The 14,298-nt window shown below is 58.2% G+C and carries 11 protein-coding genes and 1 pseudogene; 8 read left to right on the top strand and 4 right to left on the bottom strand.

All coding sequences use genetic code 11. From position 1 onward, the window contains the following. Window positions 1–222 (bottom strand): annotated as a pseudogene (locus FEM03_RS24730) (hypothetical protein); the annotation flags it as partial. Between the two features lie 176 nt (window positions 223–398). On the opposite strand from FEM03_RS24730, the gene FEM03_RS24365 reads away from it, so the two are divergent. The 8 genes from FEM03_RS24365 (at window position 399) to urtE (ending at window position 11,278) form a co-directional block, all read left to right on the top strand. Continuing rightward, window positions 399–1,217 carry a hypothetical protein gene (locus FEM03_RS24365; RefSeq protein WP_166442729.1) on the top strand — a complete coding sequence of 273 codons (819 nt, stop codon included), beginning with the start codon at window positions 399–401 and terminating at the stop codon, window positions 1,215–1,217. 101 nt (window positions 1,218–1,318) lie between these two features. Continuing rightward, window positions 1,319–2,578: a transporter substrate-binding protein gene (locus FEM03_RS08405; protein WP_138085763.1), complete on the top strand. Its 1,260-nt coding sequence runs from the start codon at window positions 1,319–1,321 to the stop codon at window positions 2,576–2,578. A 224-nt stretch (window positions 2,579–2,802) separates the two neighbouring features. Then, window positions 2,803–5,268, top strand: a complete 2,466-nt coding sequence (locus FEM03_RS08410) for a PSD1 and planctomycete cytochrome C domain-containing protein (RefSeq protein WP_166442730.1) — start codon at window positions 2,803–2,805, stop codon at window positions 5,266–5,268. Window positions 5,269–5,283: 15 nt separating this feature from the next. Continuing rightward, window positions 5,284–6,633, top strand: a complete 1,350-nt coding sequence (locus FEM03_RS08415) for a DUF1501 domain-containing protein (RefSeq protein WP_138085765.1) — start codon at window positions 5,284–5,286, stop codon at window positions 6,631–6,633. A gap of 137 nt (window positions 6,634–6,770) precedes the next feature. Continuing rightward, complete coding sequence (urtB, locus tag FEM03_RS08420; RefSeq protein WP_138085766.1) at window positions 6,771–8,483, top strand: urea ABC transporter permease subunit UrtB; 1,713 nt, start codon at window positions 6,771–6,773, stop codon at window positions 8,481–8,483. Window positions 8,484–8,540: 57 nt separating this feature from the next. Beyond that, the gene (gene urtC, locus FEM03_RS08425) at window positions 8,541–9,740 is read left to right on the top strand and encodes an urea ABC transporter permease subunit UrtC (protein WP_138085767.1); all 1,200 of its coding nucleotides are present in this window, start codon (window positions 8,541–8,543) and stop codon (window positions 9,738–9,740) included. Beyond that, window positions 9,737–10,507 carry an urea ABC transporter ATP-binding protein UrtD gene (urtD, locus tag FEM03_RS08430; protein WP_138085768.1) on the top strand — a complete coding sequence of 257 codons (771 nt, stop codon included), beginning with the start codon at window positions 9,737–9,739 and terminating at the stop codon, window positions 10,505–10,507. Before urtC ends, urtD begins: the two co-directional genes overlap by 4 nt. Before the next feature lie 66 nt (window positions 10,508–10,573). Continuing rightward, window positions 10,574–11,278, top strand: a complete 705-nt coding sequence (gene urtE, locus FEM03_RS08435; RefSeq protein ID WP_138085769.1) for an urea ABC transporter ATP-binding subunit UrtE — start codon at window positions 10,574–10,576, stop codon at window positions 11,276–11,278. Window positions 11,279–11,310: 32 nt separating this feature from the next. Here urtE and FEM03_RS08440 read toward each other — a convergent pair whose 3' ends face one another. The 3 genes from FEM03_RS08440 to FEM03_RS08450 are packed head-to-tail and all read right to left on the bottom strand — an operon-like array spanning window position 11,311 to window position 14,263. Next, window positions 11,311–11,706 (bottom strand): hypothetical protein, encoded by a 396-nt coding sequence (locus FEM03_RS08440; RefSeq protein ID WP_138085770.1) that lies wholly within the window; start codon window positions 11,704–11,706, stop codon window positions 11,311–11,313. 47 nt (window positions 11,707–11,753) lie between these two features. After that, window positions 11,754–12,572 (bottom strand): FAD:protein FMN transferase, encoded by an 819-nt coding sequence (locus FEM03_RS08445; RefSeq protein WP_166442731.1) that lies wholly within the window; start codon window positions 12,570–12,572, stop codon window positions 11,754–11,756. Between the two features lie 47 nt (window positions 12,573–12,619). Next, on the bottom strand, window positions 12,620–14,263 hold the full coding sequence (locus FEM03_RS08450; RefSeq protein ID WP_138085772.1) for a flippase activity-associated protein Agl23: 1,644 nt from the start codon (window positions 14,261–14,263) through the stop codon (window positions 12,620–12,622). Window positions 14,264–14,298: the final 35 nt, after the last annotated feature.

Below are 14,298 nucleotides of genomic sequence, written 5' to 3' on the forward strand. Positions count from 1 at the left end.
CCCAAACAGCACACAACACCCCCACAAGAGTCCACCCCCCACTCCGCAGCCCTCACCGCCGACTCCCCACCCCCCACCGCCCACCGCCCCCCCTGCACCCCCCACCACCATCCCCCCACTGCCAACAGCCCCCAGCCCACTGCCCACTGCCCACTGCCCACTGCCCACTGCCCACTGCCCACTGCCCACTGCCCACTGCCCACTGCCCACTGCAGACCTCAACCGAACCCAACATCACCCCACTAACTCAATCATCCCATCGCGACAATTATTCTAATCTCCACGACCAAATAACAATTATTCAAAAAACATCTTTGGCTGGCATTGCGGATGCTTTGCAAGTCTTTGCGATCTGGCAGGTCGCAAGACAACAACAACAACCAAGAAAGGAACACTGCATGAAATCATTGATTAATAAGTGGAACAACAAACTCGTCAAAACGAGCTGCGTCCTCGCGGCCGCCGCTCTGCTCTCCCCGGCAGCATTTGCTGGCACCATGACCAGCAAAACCGTTGAGCCAGTGGCTCCCGTTGAAGAAGATCCCTTCGTCACCGGAACCCTCTCGTTCATCGCCGACACTCACTTCATCTCCTACGGCTTTGACGTCTGGGGTGGTGGTAACGATTTTGACGACGTGCTTTTCCACCCATCATTGGAACTCGTTTTCAATCTTGGTGGTGGCCTCTCCGCCATCATCGGAACCTGGTGGGATGTGAATGACAAGGCTGAGTCCAGCATTGGCAGCAACGTCCAGGAAATCGACGTGTGGGCAGGTCTGTCCTACGCAACCGGCCCGGTCACCTTCACCCTCCTTTATCAGGAGTGGATCTATGCTGGTGACGCCGAGCGCATCGTCGACTTCAAAGTCGCCTTCGATCACTTCCTTGCCCCAAGCATCTTGGTGCACGGTCGCGTTGACAACGGCCTCGGCCTTGACAACGGCGTCGTCGGTGTCCTCGGCATCGCTCCTAGCATCGAAGCCGGTCCTGTGACCATCTCGTTCCCAATCACCGCAGCAGCCGCTACGGAAGACTTCCACGGTGGAGACGCCGGCTTCGCTTACGCCTCCGCAGGTGTTGCCGCCAGCATCCCCCTCGTTGAGCACGTCAACCTCTCCCTCGGAGTTACCGGCTACTACACCAATGACAGCGTGATCCCAACCAACCCTGATGACGCGTTCATCACCGGTTTCGCGGGCATCGTCGTCACCTTCTAATTCTTCCCGGTTCCGACCGGTTCTTTAGGGAGGGTGAGGCCAATCCTTGCCCTCCCTTTTCTCCGCCAAAATAACGTCAAATAACTATATCCCCAACATCCATGAATAGACGATTTTTCAACTCCCTGCTTGCAGCTTCACTCGCCACGGGTGCCCTTGCCACCACCAATGTCTCCGCTCAGGAAACCGTCAAAGTCGGTGTGCTTCACTCCTTGAGTGGCACCATGGCCATCAGCGAGACGTCCCTGCGCGACATCCTCATGTTTGCTTTTGACGAAATCAACGCCGCTGGTGGCGTCCTCGGCAAAAAAATTGAGCCTGTTGTCGTCGACGGAGCTTCCGACTGGCCGCTCTTCGCCGAAAAAGCCAAAGAACTCCTCGAAGTCGAAAAAGTCGCCGTCACCTTCGGTTGCTGGACTTCCGTGAGCCGAAAATCCGTTCTTCCCGTTTATGAGACCAACAACGGCCTTCTTTTCTACCCCGTGCAATACGAAGGTGAAGAAGAAAGCAAAAACGTTGCCTACACCGCCGAGGCCGTCAACCAGCAGGCCACCCCTGCCGTCGACTACCTCCTCGAGCAAGGTTACAAAAAATTCTATCTCATCGGCACCGACTACGTCTACCCACAAACCACCAACCTCGTCCTTCTTGAGTATCTCCTCAGCAAAGGCGTGCCGATCGAAAACATCGGCGGCGGTTTCACCAAAGACGCCAGCGGCAAAATCATTTCCGCAGGGAAATACACCGGATTCGGCCACACCGACTACCAGCAAATCATTGCTGAAATCAAGCAGTTTGCCGCCGGTGGAGAAGCCGCCGTCATCAGCACCCTCAACGGCGACACCAACGTTCCTTTCTTCAAGGAATACGCCGCCGCCGGTCTGACCGCTGAAACCGCTCCTGTGGTTTCCTTCTCGATCTCCGAAGACGAATTCCGCGGCCTCCCTGCCAAGGACCTCGCCGGTCAGCTCGGTTGCTGGACCTACTTCATGTCCATCGACACCCCTGCCAACAAAAAGTTCGTTGCCGACTTCCAAGCCTGGCTCGCCAAGTCCACCGTTCCTGGCATTGTTAAAGAAGGTCGCGTGACCTGCTCCCCAATGGTGCTCAGCTATGTCGGTGTTTACCTTTGGAAAGCCGCCGTCGAAAAAGCCGGCAGCTTTGAAGTCGACAAAGTTCGTGAAGCTTGGAAAAGCGGCATCAGCTTTGAAGGCCCTGGCGGCAAAGTCACCACCCAGCCTAACATGCACTTGACCAAAAACGTCTTCATCGGCGAAACCACCACCGAAGGTCAGTTCGACATCCTCAAAGAATTCAAAGACGTGTTCGGCGAGCCATGGCTCAAAGGCAAATTCAAGTGATCTAACCTCCCGTTAGTTTACTTCAACCATCGTCTACCTCAAGGCGGGCTCCCCAAAGGAGCCCGCCTTTTTCATTTTTCAAAAGAGTAGCGATTTTTGCACTCGATCAACATCACTTCGCAACACGAGTTCTTTGCCATTGCACGAAATCACCGAACATGCGCAATATATCCTTGCGTATCACCGTTCCGTGCATGCGCCAGATGGCACTAACTGAAACTTCCATGCCCTTCTCGCCCGCCCTATTTCGCGCGACTGGCCTCCCTGCCAGCGTTCTCCTGCTGTGGCTGTTACTCAGCACCACCCTCCGCGCCGAAAATCGAGTTGACTTCACCCGCGACATCCAACCCATTTTCAATCAACACTGTGTCAAATGCCACGGCCCCGATGAACAAAACGGCGCCTTGCGCTACGACAGCAAGGTCGCCGCCTTCTCCCAAGCCGACTCCGGCCACCACGCCATCGTTCCCGGCGATCCGACAAAAAGCCAGCTTCTCGCCCGCATTTCCTCCACCCATCCCAAGGACCAGATGCCCCCAAAAGGTGACCGCCTTAGCCAGACCGAAATCAACCTCCTTACCCGATGGATCCAATCTGGTGCCTCCTGGCCCGAAAGCGCCGATGCCATTACCGCCAACGCTGATTCAGAACCCGGCAAAAACCACTGGTCCTTTCAACCCCTTATCCCCACTCCTCCCCCTGCCGTCAAAGACCCCTCCTGGCCCCGCTCTCCGCTAGACCAATTCATCCAGGCCAAACGCGAATCCGTCAACCTCACTCCCGTTTCCGACGCCGCACCCGCCGCCCTCATCCGCCGCGCCACCTACGACCTCACCGGTCTCCCACCCACCGTCGATGAAGTCACCGCCTTCGTCAAGGCCTGCGACCCCCTCGCCAACCCCCAAACCGCCTACGCCGCCCTCATCGACCGCCTCCTCAACCGACCCACCTACGGCGAACGCTGGGGCCGCCACTGGATGGATTGGATCCGTTACGCCGACACGGCAGGCGACAACTCCGACTTCCCCATCCCCCAGGCCTACCTCTATCGCAACTACCTCATCGACGCCTTCAACCAGGACCTCCCCTACGCCCAGTTTATCACCGAACAACTCGCCGGCGACCTCCTCCCTGCCGCCAACCAGGAGGAACGCAACCGCCTCACCATCGCCACCGGCTACCTCGCCATGGCGCGCCGCTTCGGCTCCCTCGTCGAAGGTTACCCCCAACACCTCACCATCGAAGACACCCTCGACAACCTCGGCCGCACCATGCTCGGCCTCACGATCAGTTGCGCCCGCTGTCACGACCACAAATTCGACCCCATCAGCGCCCGCGACTACTACGGTCTCTACGGCATCTTCGCCAGCACCCGCTACCCCTTCCCCGGCATCGAACTCTTCCAAACCCAGCGCGATCTTATCCCCCTCATCCCCGCTTCCGACGTCGACAAAACCCTCGCGCCCCACCAGAAAAAAACCGATCAACTCACCCGCGCCCTCGAAGACTTGCTCGCCAAATCCGAACAAAGAGCCATCGCCAACGCCGCCCTCGAAACCCAAACCACCATCGACCAACAACGCAAAGCCCAACGCGAGCTCCAGTCCCTCTACCTCCAAACCCGCAAAGCAGGTGAAAACCTCGCCGCCCATCTCAAACAACTCCCCCCCATCCCCGCTGCTTACGCCGTCCGCGAAGCCAAACCCGTCAACGCCCGCATCCAAATCAAAGGCGAACCCGAACGCCCCGGCGCCGAAGTCCCACGCAAATTTCCCGACATTCTCGGCGGCCAGCAACTCCCGCCCGCCCTCGCCAATACTACCAGTGGTCGGCTCCAGCTCGCCCAATGGATCACCCATCCCGACAACCCCCTCACCGCCCGCGTCATCGTCAACCGGATCTGGCAACGCCACTTCGGCACCGGCCTCGTCCCCACCCCCAGCGACTTCGGCCTGCGCGGCACCCCGCCCACCCATCCTGAACTGCTCGACTGGCTCGCTCAAGAATTCCTCAACAACGGCGGCTCCATCAAACACCTCCACCGCCTCATCATGACTTCCCGCACTTACCAGCTTTCCAGCCACGACCAGGATCACGAATCCAACCTCACCCGCGACCCCACCAACCAGCTCCTCTGGAAATTCAACCGCCAGCGTCTCGACGCCGAATCCATCCGCGACACCCTCCTGCTTGTCAGTGGTCAGCTCGACCCCACCCCACAAACCAAACCCTACCCAATCCCTCCAAGCAAAAACTGGAAATACACCCAGCATCACCCCTTCAAAGACGACTACCCCAGCAACAAACGCAGCCTTTACCAACTCACCAAACGCCTCACCGCCCAGCCCTACACCCAAACCTTCGACGGACCCGATCCCAACGTCTGCACCACCACCCGCGACCAGTCCGTCACCTCCCTCCAGGCCCTCTTCTTCGTCAATAACGACTTCCTCCACCAACAAGCCACCCACCTCGCCAGCAACCTCACTTCTCTAAAACTCAGCGACTCCCAACGCCTCCACCACACCTATCTCACCCTCCTCGCCCGCCCTCCCACCAACGACGAAACCCAACTCCTCCTTTCGCACCTCGAAACCCTCCTCCACAAAACCGATCACGATCCCACCGCCGCCTGGTCCAGCCTCATCCGCTCCCTCCTCCGCACCAACGAGTTCATCTACATCGATTAACCGATCAAGCCGCCCATGCACTCCCACACCCGCCGCCAGGTCCTCCGCTCCATGTTCAGCAGCTCGCTGCTCATGCCCGGCCTGCTCTCCGAACTTCTCGCAAGCGACAATCCCAACCCGATCGCCCCGCGCGGCTCCCACCAAAAAGCCAAGGCGAAACGCCTCATCATGATCTACGCCACTGGCGGCGTCTCCCACATCGATACCTTCGATCCCAAACCCCTCACTTCCAAACGCGACGGCAGCGGCTCCGACAAACTCATGGGCAACCTCTTCGGCGCCCAACCCAATTCCCGTTGCGGCACCCAGGTCAGCGACATCTTCCCCCACCTGCGCGATGTCATGGACGAAGTCTGCCTCGTCCGCAGCATGAAAGCCTCCCACTTCGACCACAGCGAAGCCACCCTCGGCATGCACACCGGCTCCCCCACCTTCGCCCGCCCCAGCATCGGCTCTTGGGTCAGCTACGGCCTCGGCACCTTCAATCAAAACCTCCCCAGCTTCGTTGTCATCGCCCCGCACCTCCCCTATGGCGGCACGCAAGTTTACGCCAGCGACTTCCTCCCCGCCATCCACCAAGGCACCCGCGTCATCCCCGGCGACAACCCCATCGCCAACCTCACCGCCCCCGCCGCCACACGCCACCTTCAGTCCACCGAACTCGACCTCGTCCACACCCTCAACCAAAAACACTTCGACGCCCGTCGCCACGACAGCGCGCTCGCCGCCCGCATCAAGTCCTTCGAAACCGCCGCCCACATGCAACAGGCCGCACCCGAAGCCTTCGACCTCACCCAGGAACCCGCCCACATCCGCAACCTCTACGGCCTCGACCGCAAAACCAAAGGCCCCGGTGCCGACTTCGCCTGGCAATGCCTCGTCGCCCGCCGCCTCGCCGAACGCGGCGTTCGTTTCATCGAACTCATCGACACCGGCTCCCGCCCCAACTGGGACTCCCACGGCGACATGAAAGAACACGCCGACCTCGCCTACAACGTCGACCAGCCCACCGCCGCCCTCATCACCGACCTCAAACAACGCGGCATGCTCGACGACACCATCATCCTTTGGGCCACCGAATTCGGCCGCACCCCGGCCAAGGAAGGCAAAAACGGACGAGGTCACCACCGCGACTGCTTCAGCATCTGGCTCGCCGGTGGCGGTTTCAAACCCGGTCACATCCACGGCAGCACCGACGATATCGGACGTTACACCGAATCCAATCCCGTTGAAGTCCACGACCTTCACGCCACCATCCTCCATCAACTCGGCATGGACCACGAAAAGCTCACTTACCGCCACGCCGGTCGTGACTTCCGCCTCACCGACGTCCACGGCCACATCATCAAAGACCTCCTCGCGTAATTTCCTCCACCGCGCGTCGAGCGACCGCACCAACCGCTAACAAAGGGACATCGTGCGTCATTGAGGGTCTGTGATAGAAAAAATTCCATCATCATTCTTTCCAAAGTTGGAACAGTTCACGCTTATCAGGCCCACTGATGAAATTGTCAGCCGTTGCCTTGTCATGTCTTCTCTTCCTCGCCCACGCTCTTACCACTGCGCAAGGCCAAGCTCCCGCCCGACAAATCATCAACGACGCCATCGTTGAAGAAGATCAGGCCAAAAAACGTGACCTGATCGGCAGCCTCAGCCTGCAGGCCGACGATACCATTCCAGGTTTGCTCAGCGCCTGGAGCGATGGTCAATATTTTCTCTACACCCCACCAGAAGGAGCCCCGATCGCCATCGAGCTAGGGGCCGAAAAAGACGCGGCAGGCACGGCTGCCGTCACGAAGATTTCCGATGGTCAGCCGCTGGTCGACCCCGCTGGCCAACCCGTTCGACTCAAGGCCGATCAGCTAACCTCCGTCAAAACCAACATCGGCATCCGCCGCGCCATCAAAGGCGTTCTCGACGTTCTTGAACTCGGTGCCACCGATCCGGTCAAACGCCTGCAAGCCGCCAAAACAGTCGGTTACTCACAAGCCCTAGAAAAACTTCCTCTTCTGGAAAAACGACTTGAAGCAGAGACCGATCCCGAAGTTCTCAAGGGCGTGAAAGAAGCCGTCGGACTCGTCAAAATCAAATCACCCGATGACAAAGTTAAACTGGAAGGCTTTCAACTCCTTCAAGAACTTCAAACCCTTGGCAGCTACGACCTCATCACCGCCGGGTTGAAACAAGCGGAAACCGCCAACAACCCCGAGCTTGTCGCCGCTGCCACCGCCGCCCTCAAATCCGTAGATAGCCACCGTTCCTTCGTAAACTTCTTCGGCACCATCTTCCGCGGCACCAGCCTTGGCAGCATTCTTCTCATTGCCTCCCTCGGCCTTGCCATCACCTTCGGTCTCATGGGTGTCATCAACATGGCCCACGGGGAAATGATCGCCGTTGGTGCCTACACCACTTATGTCGTTCAAAACGTGTTCGGGGCCGGTCTCGCCCTCTCTCCTTTCGGCTTCTCCATCATGATCCCCGGCATGCACGCCACCGGAGCTTGGTATCAAACTTACTTCCTGTTCGCGTTGCCTCTTAGCTTCATCGTTGCCGCCGGTGTCGGCATCCTCCTCGAACGCGGGGTCATTCAATTCCTCTACAGCCGTCCACTCGAAAGTCTTCTCGCCACCTGGGGTGTTTCCCTCGTTCTGCAACAGCTGTTCCGTCTCACCTTCGGTGCCAATAACGTGCAAGTCAGCAGCCCCGTTTATCTCAGCGGCAACTGGACCATCAACGACATCGTGTTCAACTGGAACCGCGTCTTCGTCATTGGTTTTGCCATCCTCATCGTCTTCGGCGTCTGGCTTATCCTCACCAAAACGCCGCTCGGCCTCCTCATCCGCGCGGTCATGCAAAACCGCAACATGGCCGCCTGCATGGGCGTCCGCACCAACCGCGTTAACATGATGACCTTCGGCCTCGGCTCCGGACTCGCCGGACTCGCCGGTGCCTTCCTCAGCCAAATCGGCAACGTCGGCCCGTCCCTCGGCCAGACTTACATTGTCGACTGCTTCATGACGGTGGTTGTTGGCGGCGTCGGCAACCTCGTCGGCACCGTCGTCAGCGCCGTTGGCATCGGCCTCGCCGATCAATCGATCCAGCAAATCCTGCTCAACCCAGTCATGGGCAAAGTGCTCGTGCTGCTCGCCATCATCCTCTTCCTGCAATGGCGCCCCGCCGGCATCTTCGTCACCCGCAGCCGCAGCCTCGACTAAAGCGTCAGCTTCAGTCTCATTCTTTAGCCTTTATCCCTTAGCCTTTATCCTTTCAACATGTCCCTAACCACCAGCACCTTCTTCAACAACAGGCGCAAGGCCGAGATCATCATCGTCGGCATCATCGCCATTCTGATGATCGTCGTGTTCCCGATTCTCAACTCCAACGGGGTGATCAGTAACTTCACCCTCAGCATCTGGGGCAAATACTTCTCCTTCGCGCTGCTCGCCATCTCCGTCGACATGTTATGGGGTTACATGGGTCTCCTAAGTCTCGGCCAGGCCCTCTTCTTCAGTCTCGGTGGTTACATGCTCGGAATGTATCTGATGCGGGCCATCGACTTCAACGGCATCCCTCCCTTCCTCGGATTCCTCGGATTCAAAGACAGCCTCCCCGCCATCTGGCAACCCTTCTCCAGCTTCCCTTTTGCGGTGGCCATGGTGCTCATCGTTCCCGGCCTGCTGGCGCTTGCCTTCGGTTTCCTCGCCTTCCGCTCCCGCATCAAAGGCGTTTATTTCTCCATCCTCACCCAGGCCCTCACTTATGGTGCCTACCTGCTCTTCTCCCGTCAGGAACTGCGCATGGGCGGTGACAACGGCTTCACCGACTTCCGCACCATTCTCGGCTATGACATCCGCAGCGATGAAACCCAGCGCACGCTCTACGTCATCACCGCCCTCACCGTGCTGCTCACCTACATCGGTCTCCGCTGGCTCAACAACACCAAATTCGGCCTCGTCCAACGTGCCATTCGCGACAGCGAAAACCGCGTGCTTTTCTCCGGCTACGCGTCTGCCCACTACAAGCTCTTCATCTTCGTCCTGTCCGCCATGATCGCCGCCATCGGGGGTGCCCTGTTCGTCACTCAGGTGCGCATCATCAACCCCGGTGAAATGACCACCGTCAAATCCCTCGAAGCCGTCGTCTGGTGCGCCATTGGTGGACGCGGCACCATCGTTGGACCCATCATTGGTGCCGTCGGTGTCAACAGCCTCAAAAGCTGGGCCTCCCGCGAATATCCCGACCTCTGGCTCTTCATCCTCGGCCTCACCTTCATGTTCGCCGTGCTCTTCATGCCCAAAGGCCTCGTCGGTCTGCCTGCCCAGTTGAAATCCTACTGGGCCAAATGGCGACCCAAGGACGAGCCCGATCCCAGCCCCTCGCCACCGGGGGACGACCTCGCCATCAGCGACGCCGTCACTGAAACCAACGCCCCCTCCACTTCCGCACCCGCCTCCAACATCGCCAGCAAATGAGCGTCGCCCAAACACCTTTCCTCCTCGCCGCCGAAGGCCTTAACAAATCCTTTCAGGGATTCCAGGCCATCCGTGACCTCTCTTTCTATCTCGACGTTGGTGAACTGCGCACCGTCATCGGACCCAACGGTGCCGGCAAAACCACCTTCCTTGACCTCATCACCGGTCGCACCAAACCCGACACCGGCACCATGCTTTTTGAGGACAGCCATGACCTCATCAGCATGAACGAATACGAGATCTACCGTCTCGGCATCGGTCGCAAATTCCAAACTCCCACCGTCTACACCGACCACACCGTTTACGAAAACCTTGTCCTCAGTCTCGCCGGTTCCCGTTCCGTCTGGAAAAGCCTTTTCAGCAAAGTCAGCCCGGACCAAAAGGACCGAATCTACGAAATCCTCAAGACCATCAAGCTTCAGGACAAAGCCGATTGGAAAGGCGGAGCCCTTGCCCACGGCCAGAAGCAGTGGCTCGAGATCGGCATGCTCCTCGCCCAGGATGCCAAGCTGCTGCTCGTCGATGAGCCCGCCGCTGGCATGACCGACGAAGAAACCTACCGCACCGGCGAACTCCTCCTCTCCCTCGCCGGCAAACACACCATCGTCGTCATCGAACACGACATGACCTTCGTCCGCCAAATCTCCCAAGGCCGCCGCGTCACCGTCCTCCACCAGGGCCACGTTCTCTGCGAAGGTGCCGTCGACCACGTGCAAAACGACGAACGCGTCATCGAAGTCTACCTCGGCCGCAAATCGAAACATTAACGAACCACACCACCCACTTCAGCCTTTTTTATCCTTTTTCCTTTCGCCTTTATCCTTTCTTCTTCCATGTCCAACGTCCTCGAAATCCGCAACCTCGAAGCCTCAATCGGCGGCAGTCGCATCCTGCGTGGCATCAACCTTGATGTTCCGACCAAATCCGTCTTCTGTCTCATGGGTCGTAACGGCGTCGGCAAAACCTCCACCTTGAAAGCCATCGTCGGACTGCTCGCCGCCAACAACGGCACCATCAACTTCGACGGCATCGAACTCACCAAACTCACCACCGACAACCGCGCCCTCACCGGACTCGGCTACGTCCCCCAAGGCCGCGAAATCTTCCCCCACCTCACCGTTGAAGAAAACCTGCACATCGGCGCCATCGCGCGTGGCAGAAAGCTCAAGTCCGAACTCGAGCGCATCTTCACGCTTTTCCCCATCATCAAAGAGTTCCTCCCTCGCAAAGGTGGTCAGCTCTCCGGTGGTCAGCAACAGCAACTCGCCATCGGCCGCGCCCTTCTCACCGAGCCGAAACTCCTCATCCTCGATGAACCCACCGAAGGCATCCAGCCCAACATCATCGACCAGATTGGCGACGCCATCAAAATGCTTCGTGAAGAAGGCAAGATGAGTATTCTCCTCGTCGAGCAATACCTCGATTTCTGCAAAGAACTCGGCGACACCTACGCCATCCTCGAACGCGGCGCCGTCGCCTCCGCCGGCCCGATGACCGAACTGACCGACGACGTCGTCAAAAAGTTCCTCACGGTCTAAAGGAGTGCGGACATTCCTGTCCGCTTCAGTTGTCAAACCTTGCTCTTCGCAAACACCGCGCGAACAAGAGCAATCCAACACGCCATCAAGGCCAGTCCCGGCAAGGCGAGCAACACCCCGCCCTTGTCGAGGTAGCGCAACCCCGGCACCCAAACATAACCCCCAATCGCGTTGAGAAGAACTCCCCAGAAAAGGAGCCAGCAAGCACTCACGCGGATCCGAAAAAATACCATCGACCCCAGCAAATAAATCCATCCGCACACCATCGTGCTGATCATTTCCGTCCGCTCGTTGGCCCCCAAAGCCCAGGCCCAACCCCACGTAAACAAGAAGATGGTTAATAACGCAAAGGCCACCGCAATAACCCCAACAAAAACACACCCACCACTGCGGATCTGATCGAGCCTATCTTCAACAGGTGACGGCATTTTTCATTCTCCAACAAATGGACCGGCTTTAGTGAGGAAATCATTTCCTAATCACCAATCGCCTCAATCTCCGGAATTCTTGCGCACAGCTTCACAATCTCCCCCGCCTCCATCACCGCAAACGCCGTCGACATCGCATCGGACAACGCCGCCGTCGGTGCCAAAGCCCAAACTCGCTCCGCCTTCACCGGCAATGGCTCCATGGTCCGCGGATTCATGATGTGCCCGCCCTTCACCTGAAATCCGCTGCCGCTCACCGCCCGCTCACACAAGCTCAACGAAACCCGCTGCGCATTGCCCACATTCACCGCCCAACCGCTCATCCCCGGGGGCGATTGCATCGCCAAAACCGTGCTGTCACCCGCATTCAACAACACCCGAGTCACCTGCCACTCCAATAACAACGCGGCGGCCTGATCCAACGCATACCCTTTGCCGATCGCCCCCAAATCCAACGCCGGAAAATCCACCAGTGCCCTTACAAATCCTTCTTCCTCAACCTTATAAACCTTCGCTCCGATCCGCGTTCTCGCCTCTTCAATCTCCCCCGGCTGTGGCGTGCGCGGTGTCCCGTCCTGGTTGCGATAAATGCCCATCAACGGCCCTACGGAAATGTCAAACGCCCCAGCGGTTTCCGCCTGCACCAACGCCGCGAGTTGCAAACAATCCATCGCCGCCAATCCCACCGGTGCATGTTCTCCTGCCCTCAACTGCTGGATCCGCGCAATGTCACTCATCGGCAAGTATCGACTCAACTCATCCTCCAGCCGGTCAATCTCCGCGAACGCTGCCTGCGCCGAACTCGCCGCATAAGCCTCATCAACCCCCTCATCTTCCGCAATCACCACTTCAAACTGCGTGGCCATCGCCAGATGGTGATATTTAAAAAATCGGCGCCCTTCCATCACCCTATTCAATCGCGTCTCCCCGGTCGAATTGCCTCACGTTTAGCCTCGCGTTTGTTCCAAAGATCCTCCCTCACCAACACCGCCAGGTTCGTTCCCGGACGCAATCCAAACACGCTGGTGACATAATCCGGCACCGGCCCGGCCTCCGCCGTCGAACTCAATATCTCCCACGCTTTGCCCTCCTGATCCAGATCCACCACCACCACTGGCGCATCCAGCTTCACCGGAAACTGGTCCACATAAGACACCCGCGGCATGTCCCTCAAATACCACGCCAGCGGCCAGCCAAATTCCCGCTGCACCACATACACCGCCATGTCGTTGCCATCAGGATGATGCTCCTTCAAATCCTCCACCAAATCCACCAGCTTGAGGAAATTGGTCGTCGTGTGCGAATACACATAAGGATTCCGTGAGTCCGCCGAATACCTCACCTCACCAGGAAACTTGTAGTCGGTCGCCATGCTCGTTTGCTGACACAGATGATAAACCCCGCCCGTCAAAATCAGCAACCACAGCGCCTTCAAAATCCACGGCCCTGTTGACACGAACACCCACCTCACCCCCAACCCCGCGAGCAGAGGCAGCGCAAAATTCACTCCAAGAATCGTCCACGGCGTCTTGTAGGGAATCAACGAATAAAGCGCCAGCAACACCACCGTGTAAACCGCCAGAAATACCTGCGCCGCATGCAGATTCTTCGCCAGCTTCGGCTGGAAAAACACACTTAAAATCCCCATCAACGCCAGCACCCCCGTCATCAACTCCGTCCATAAAAACCCATCTTTGTGCCAGAACAGCACCCCAAGATAATACGTCCACGGCTTCTCATGCCCGCTTCCCTCCGACCTCTGCAAATAACTCAAGTAAGTCGTCGCACTCTCCAACACTCCCGTCCATTCGCGAAACCCATTGGAAAACTGCCACACCGAAACCACCGTCGCTGAAAAGCCCAGCCAGAACCACGAACGCCACGTCACCCGACCCCCGCCCCGCTTCGGTGAGAACGTCAGCCTCGTCGACTTCGCCTCAAACGTCCCACCCATCATCTTCACCGCCACCACCCCGGCAAAAATCGCCGCCATTGGAAAAACAAACGTCTCTTTCGTGGCATGCATTGCCCCCATGCAGGCTCCCGCCAGCAGCAGCCACCAGACGTTCCGCCATTTCGTCCAGCTCCACAACGCTCCCAACATCAAACCACCCAAAAACACCATCGGCACCTCCATGATGTAATAGCGGCTGTAAAAATTCATCATCGGCGACACCGCCAACAAAATCGCCGCCATCGCCGTCCCCGTCTTGCCCAGCACATCCAAAAAAAACAGCGGCAGCAAAATCATCGCGAACCCGAAAATCGCCACCACCGCGCGAAACCGCCGCTCGTTCATCTCATCCGCATCCATCCCCCGCACCACCCCCATCGCCCGCGTCGCCTCATGCAAAAATGGCCCGTGGTAGTCCTTCGGATCATACTTAAAAAATCCCGTCCGCCAAAACTCCTGCGTTTTCAGCGCCAGGATCGCCTCATCCGTGTGCATCGGCTTCTTGCCGAGATCCGCAAAACGATACATTCCGCCCAGCGCCAGCGCGAGAGCGAACAAAAAGACAAAACTTTTCCATCCCAGAAGGGCAGTTTTACGCGGCATAGACAATGTCGATATAGCCCCCGTCACCCCACCCC

It is taken from the genome of Phragmitibacter flavus (assembly GCF_005780165.1).
GTDB lineage: Bacteria > Verrucomicrobiota > Verrucomicrobiia > Verrucomicrobiales > Verrucomicrobiaceae > Phragmitibacter > Phragmitibacter flavus.

Bases quoted from the DNA above. Each gene is read 5' to 3' on its own strand.
- FEM03_RS24365 (WP_166442729.1), top strand. From the start codon at position 399: ATGAAATCATTGATTAATAAGTGGAACAACAAACTCGTCAAAACGAGC.
- FEM03_RS08405 (WP_138085763.1), top strand. From the start codon at position 1,319: ATGAATAGACGATTTTTCAACTCCCTGCTTGCAGCTTCACTCGCCACG.
- FEM03_RS08410 (WP_166442730.1), top strand. From the start codon at position 2,803: ATGCCCTTCTCGCCCGCCCTATTTCGCGCGACTGGCCTCCCTGCCAGC.
- FEM03_RS08415 (WP_138085765.1), top strand. From the start codon at position 5,284: ATGCACTCCCACACCCGCCGCCAGGTCCTCCGCTCCATGTTCAGCAGC.
- urtB (WP_138085766.1), top strand. From the start codon at position 6,771: ATGAAATTGTCAGCCGTTGCCTTGTCATGTCTTCTCTTCCTCGCCCAC.
- urtC (WP_138085767.1), top strand. From the start codon at position 8,541: ATGTCCCTAACCACCAGCACCTTCTTCAACAACAGGCGCAAGGCCGAG.
- urtD (WP_138085768.1), top strand. From the start codon at position 9,737: ATGAGCGTCGCCCAAACACCTTTCCTCCTCGCCGCCGAAGGCCTTAAC.
- urtE (WP_138085769.1), top strand. From the start codon at position 10,574: ATGTCCAACGTCCTCGAAATCCGCAACCTCGAAGCCTCAATCGGCGGC.
- FEM03_RS08440 (WP_138085770.1), bottom strand. From the start codon at position 11,706: ATGCCGTCACCTGTTGAAGATAGGCTCGATCAGATCCGCAGTGGTGGG.
- FEM03_RS08445 (WP_166442731.1), bottom strand. From the start codon at position 12,572: ATGGCCACGCAGTTTGAAGTGGTGATTGCGGAAGATGAGGGGGTTGAT.
- FEM03_RS08450 (WP_138085772.1), bottom strand. From the start codon at position 14,263: ATGCCGCGTAAAACTGCCCTTCTGGGATGGAAAAGTTTTGTCTTTTTG.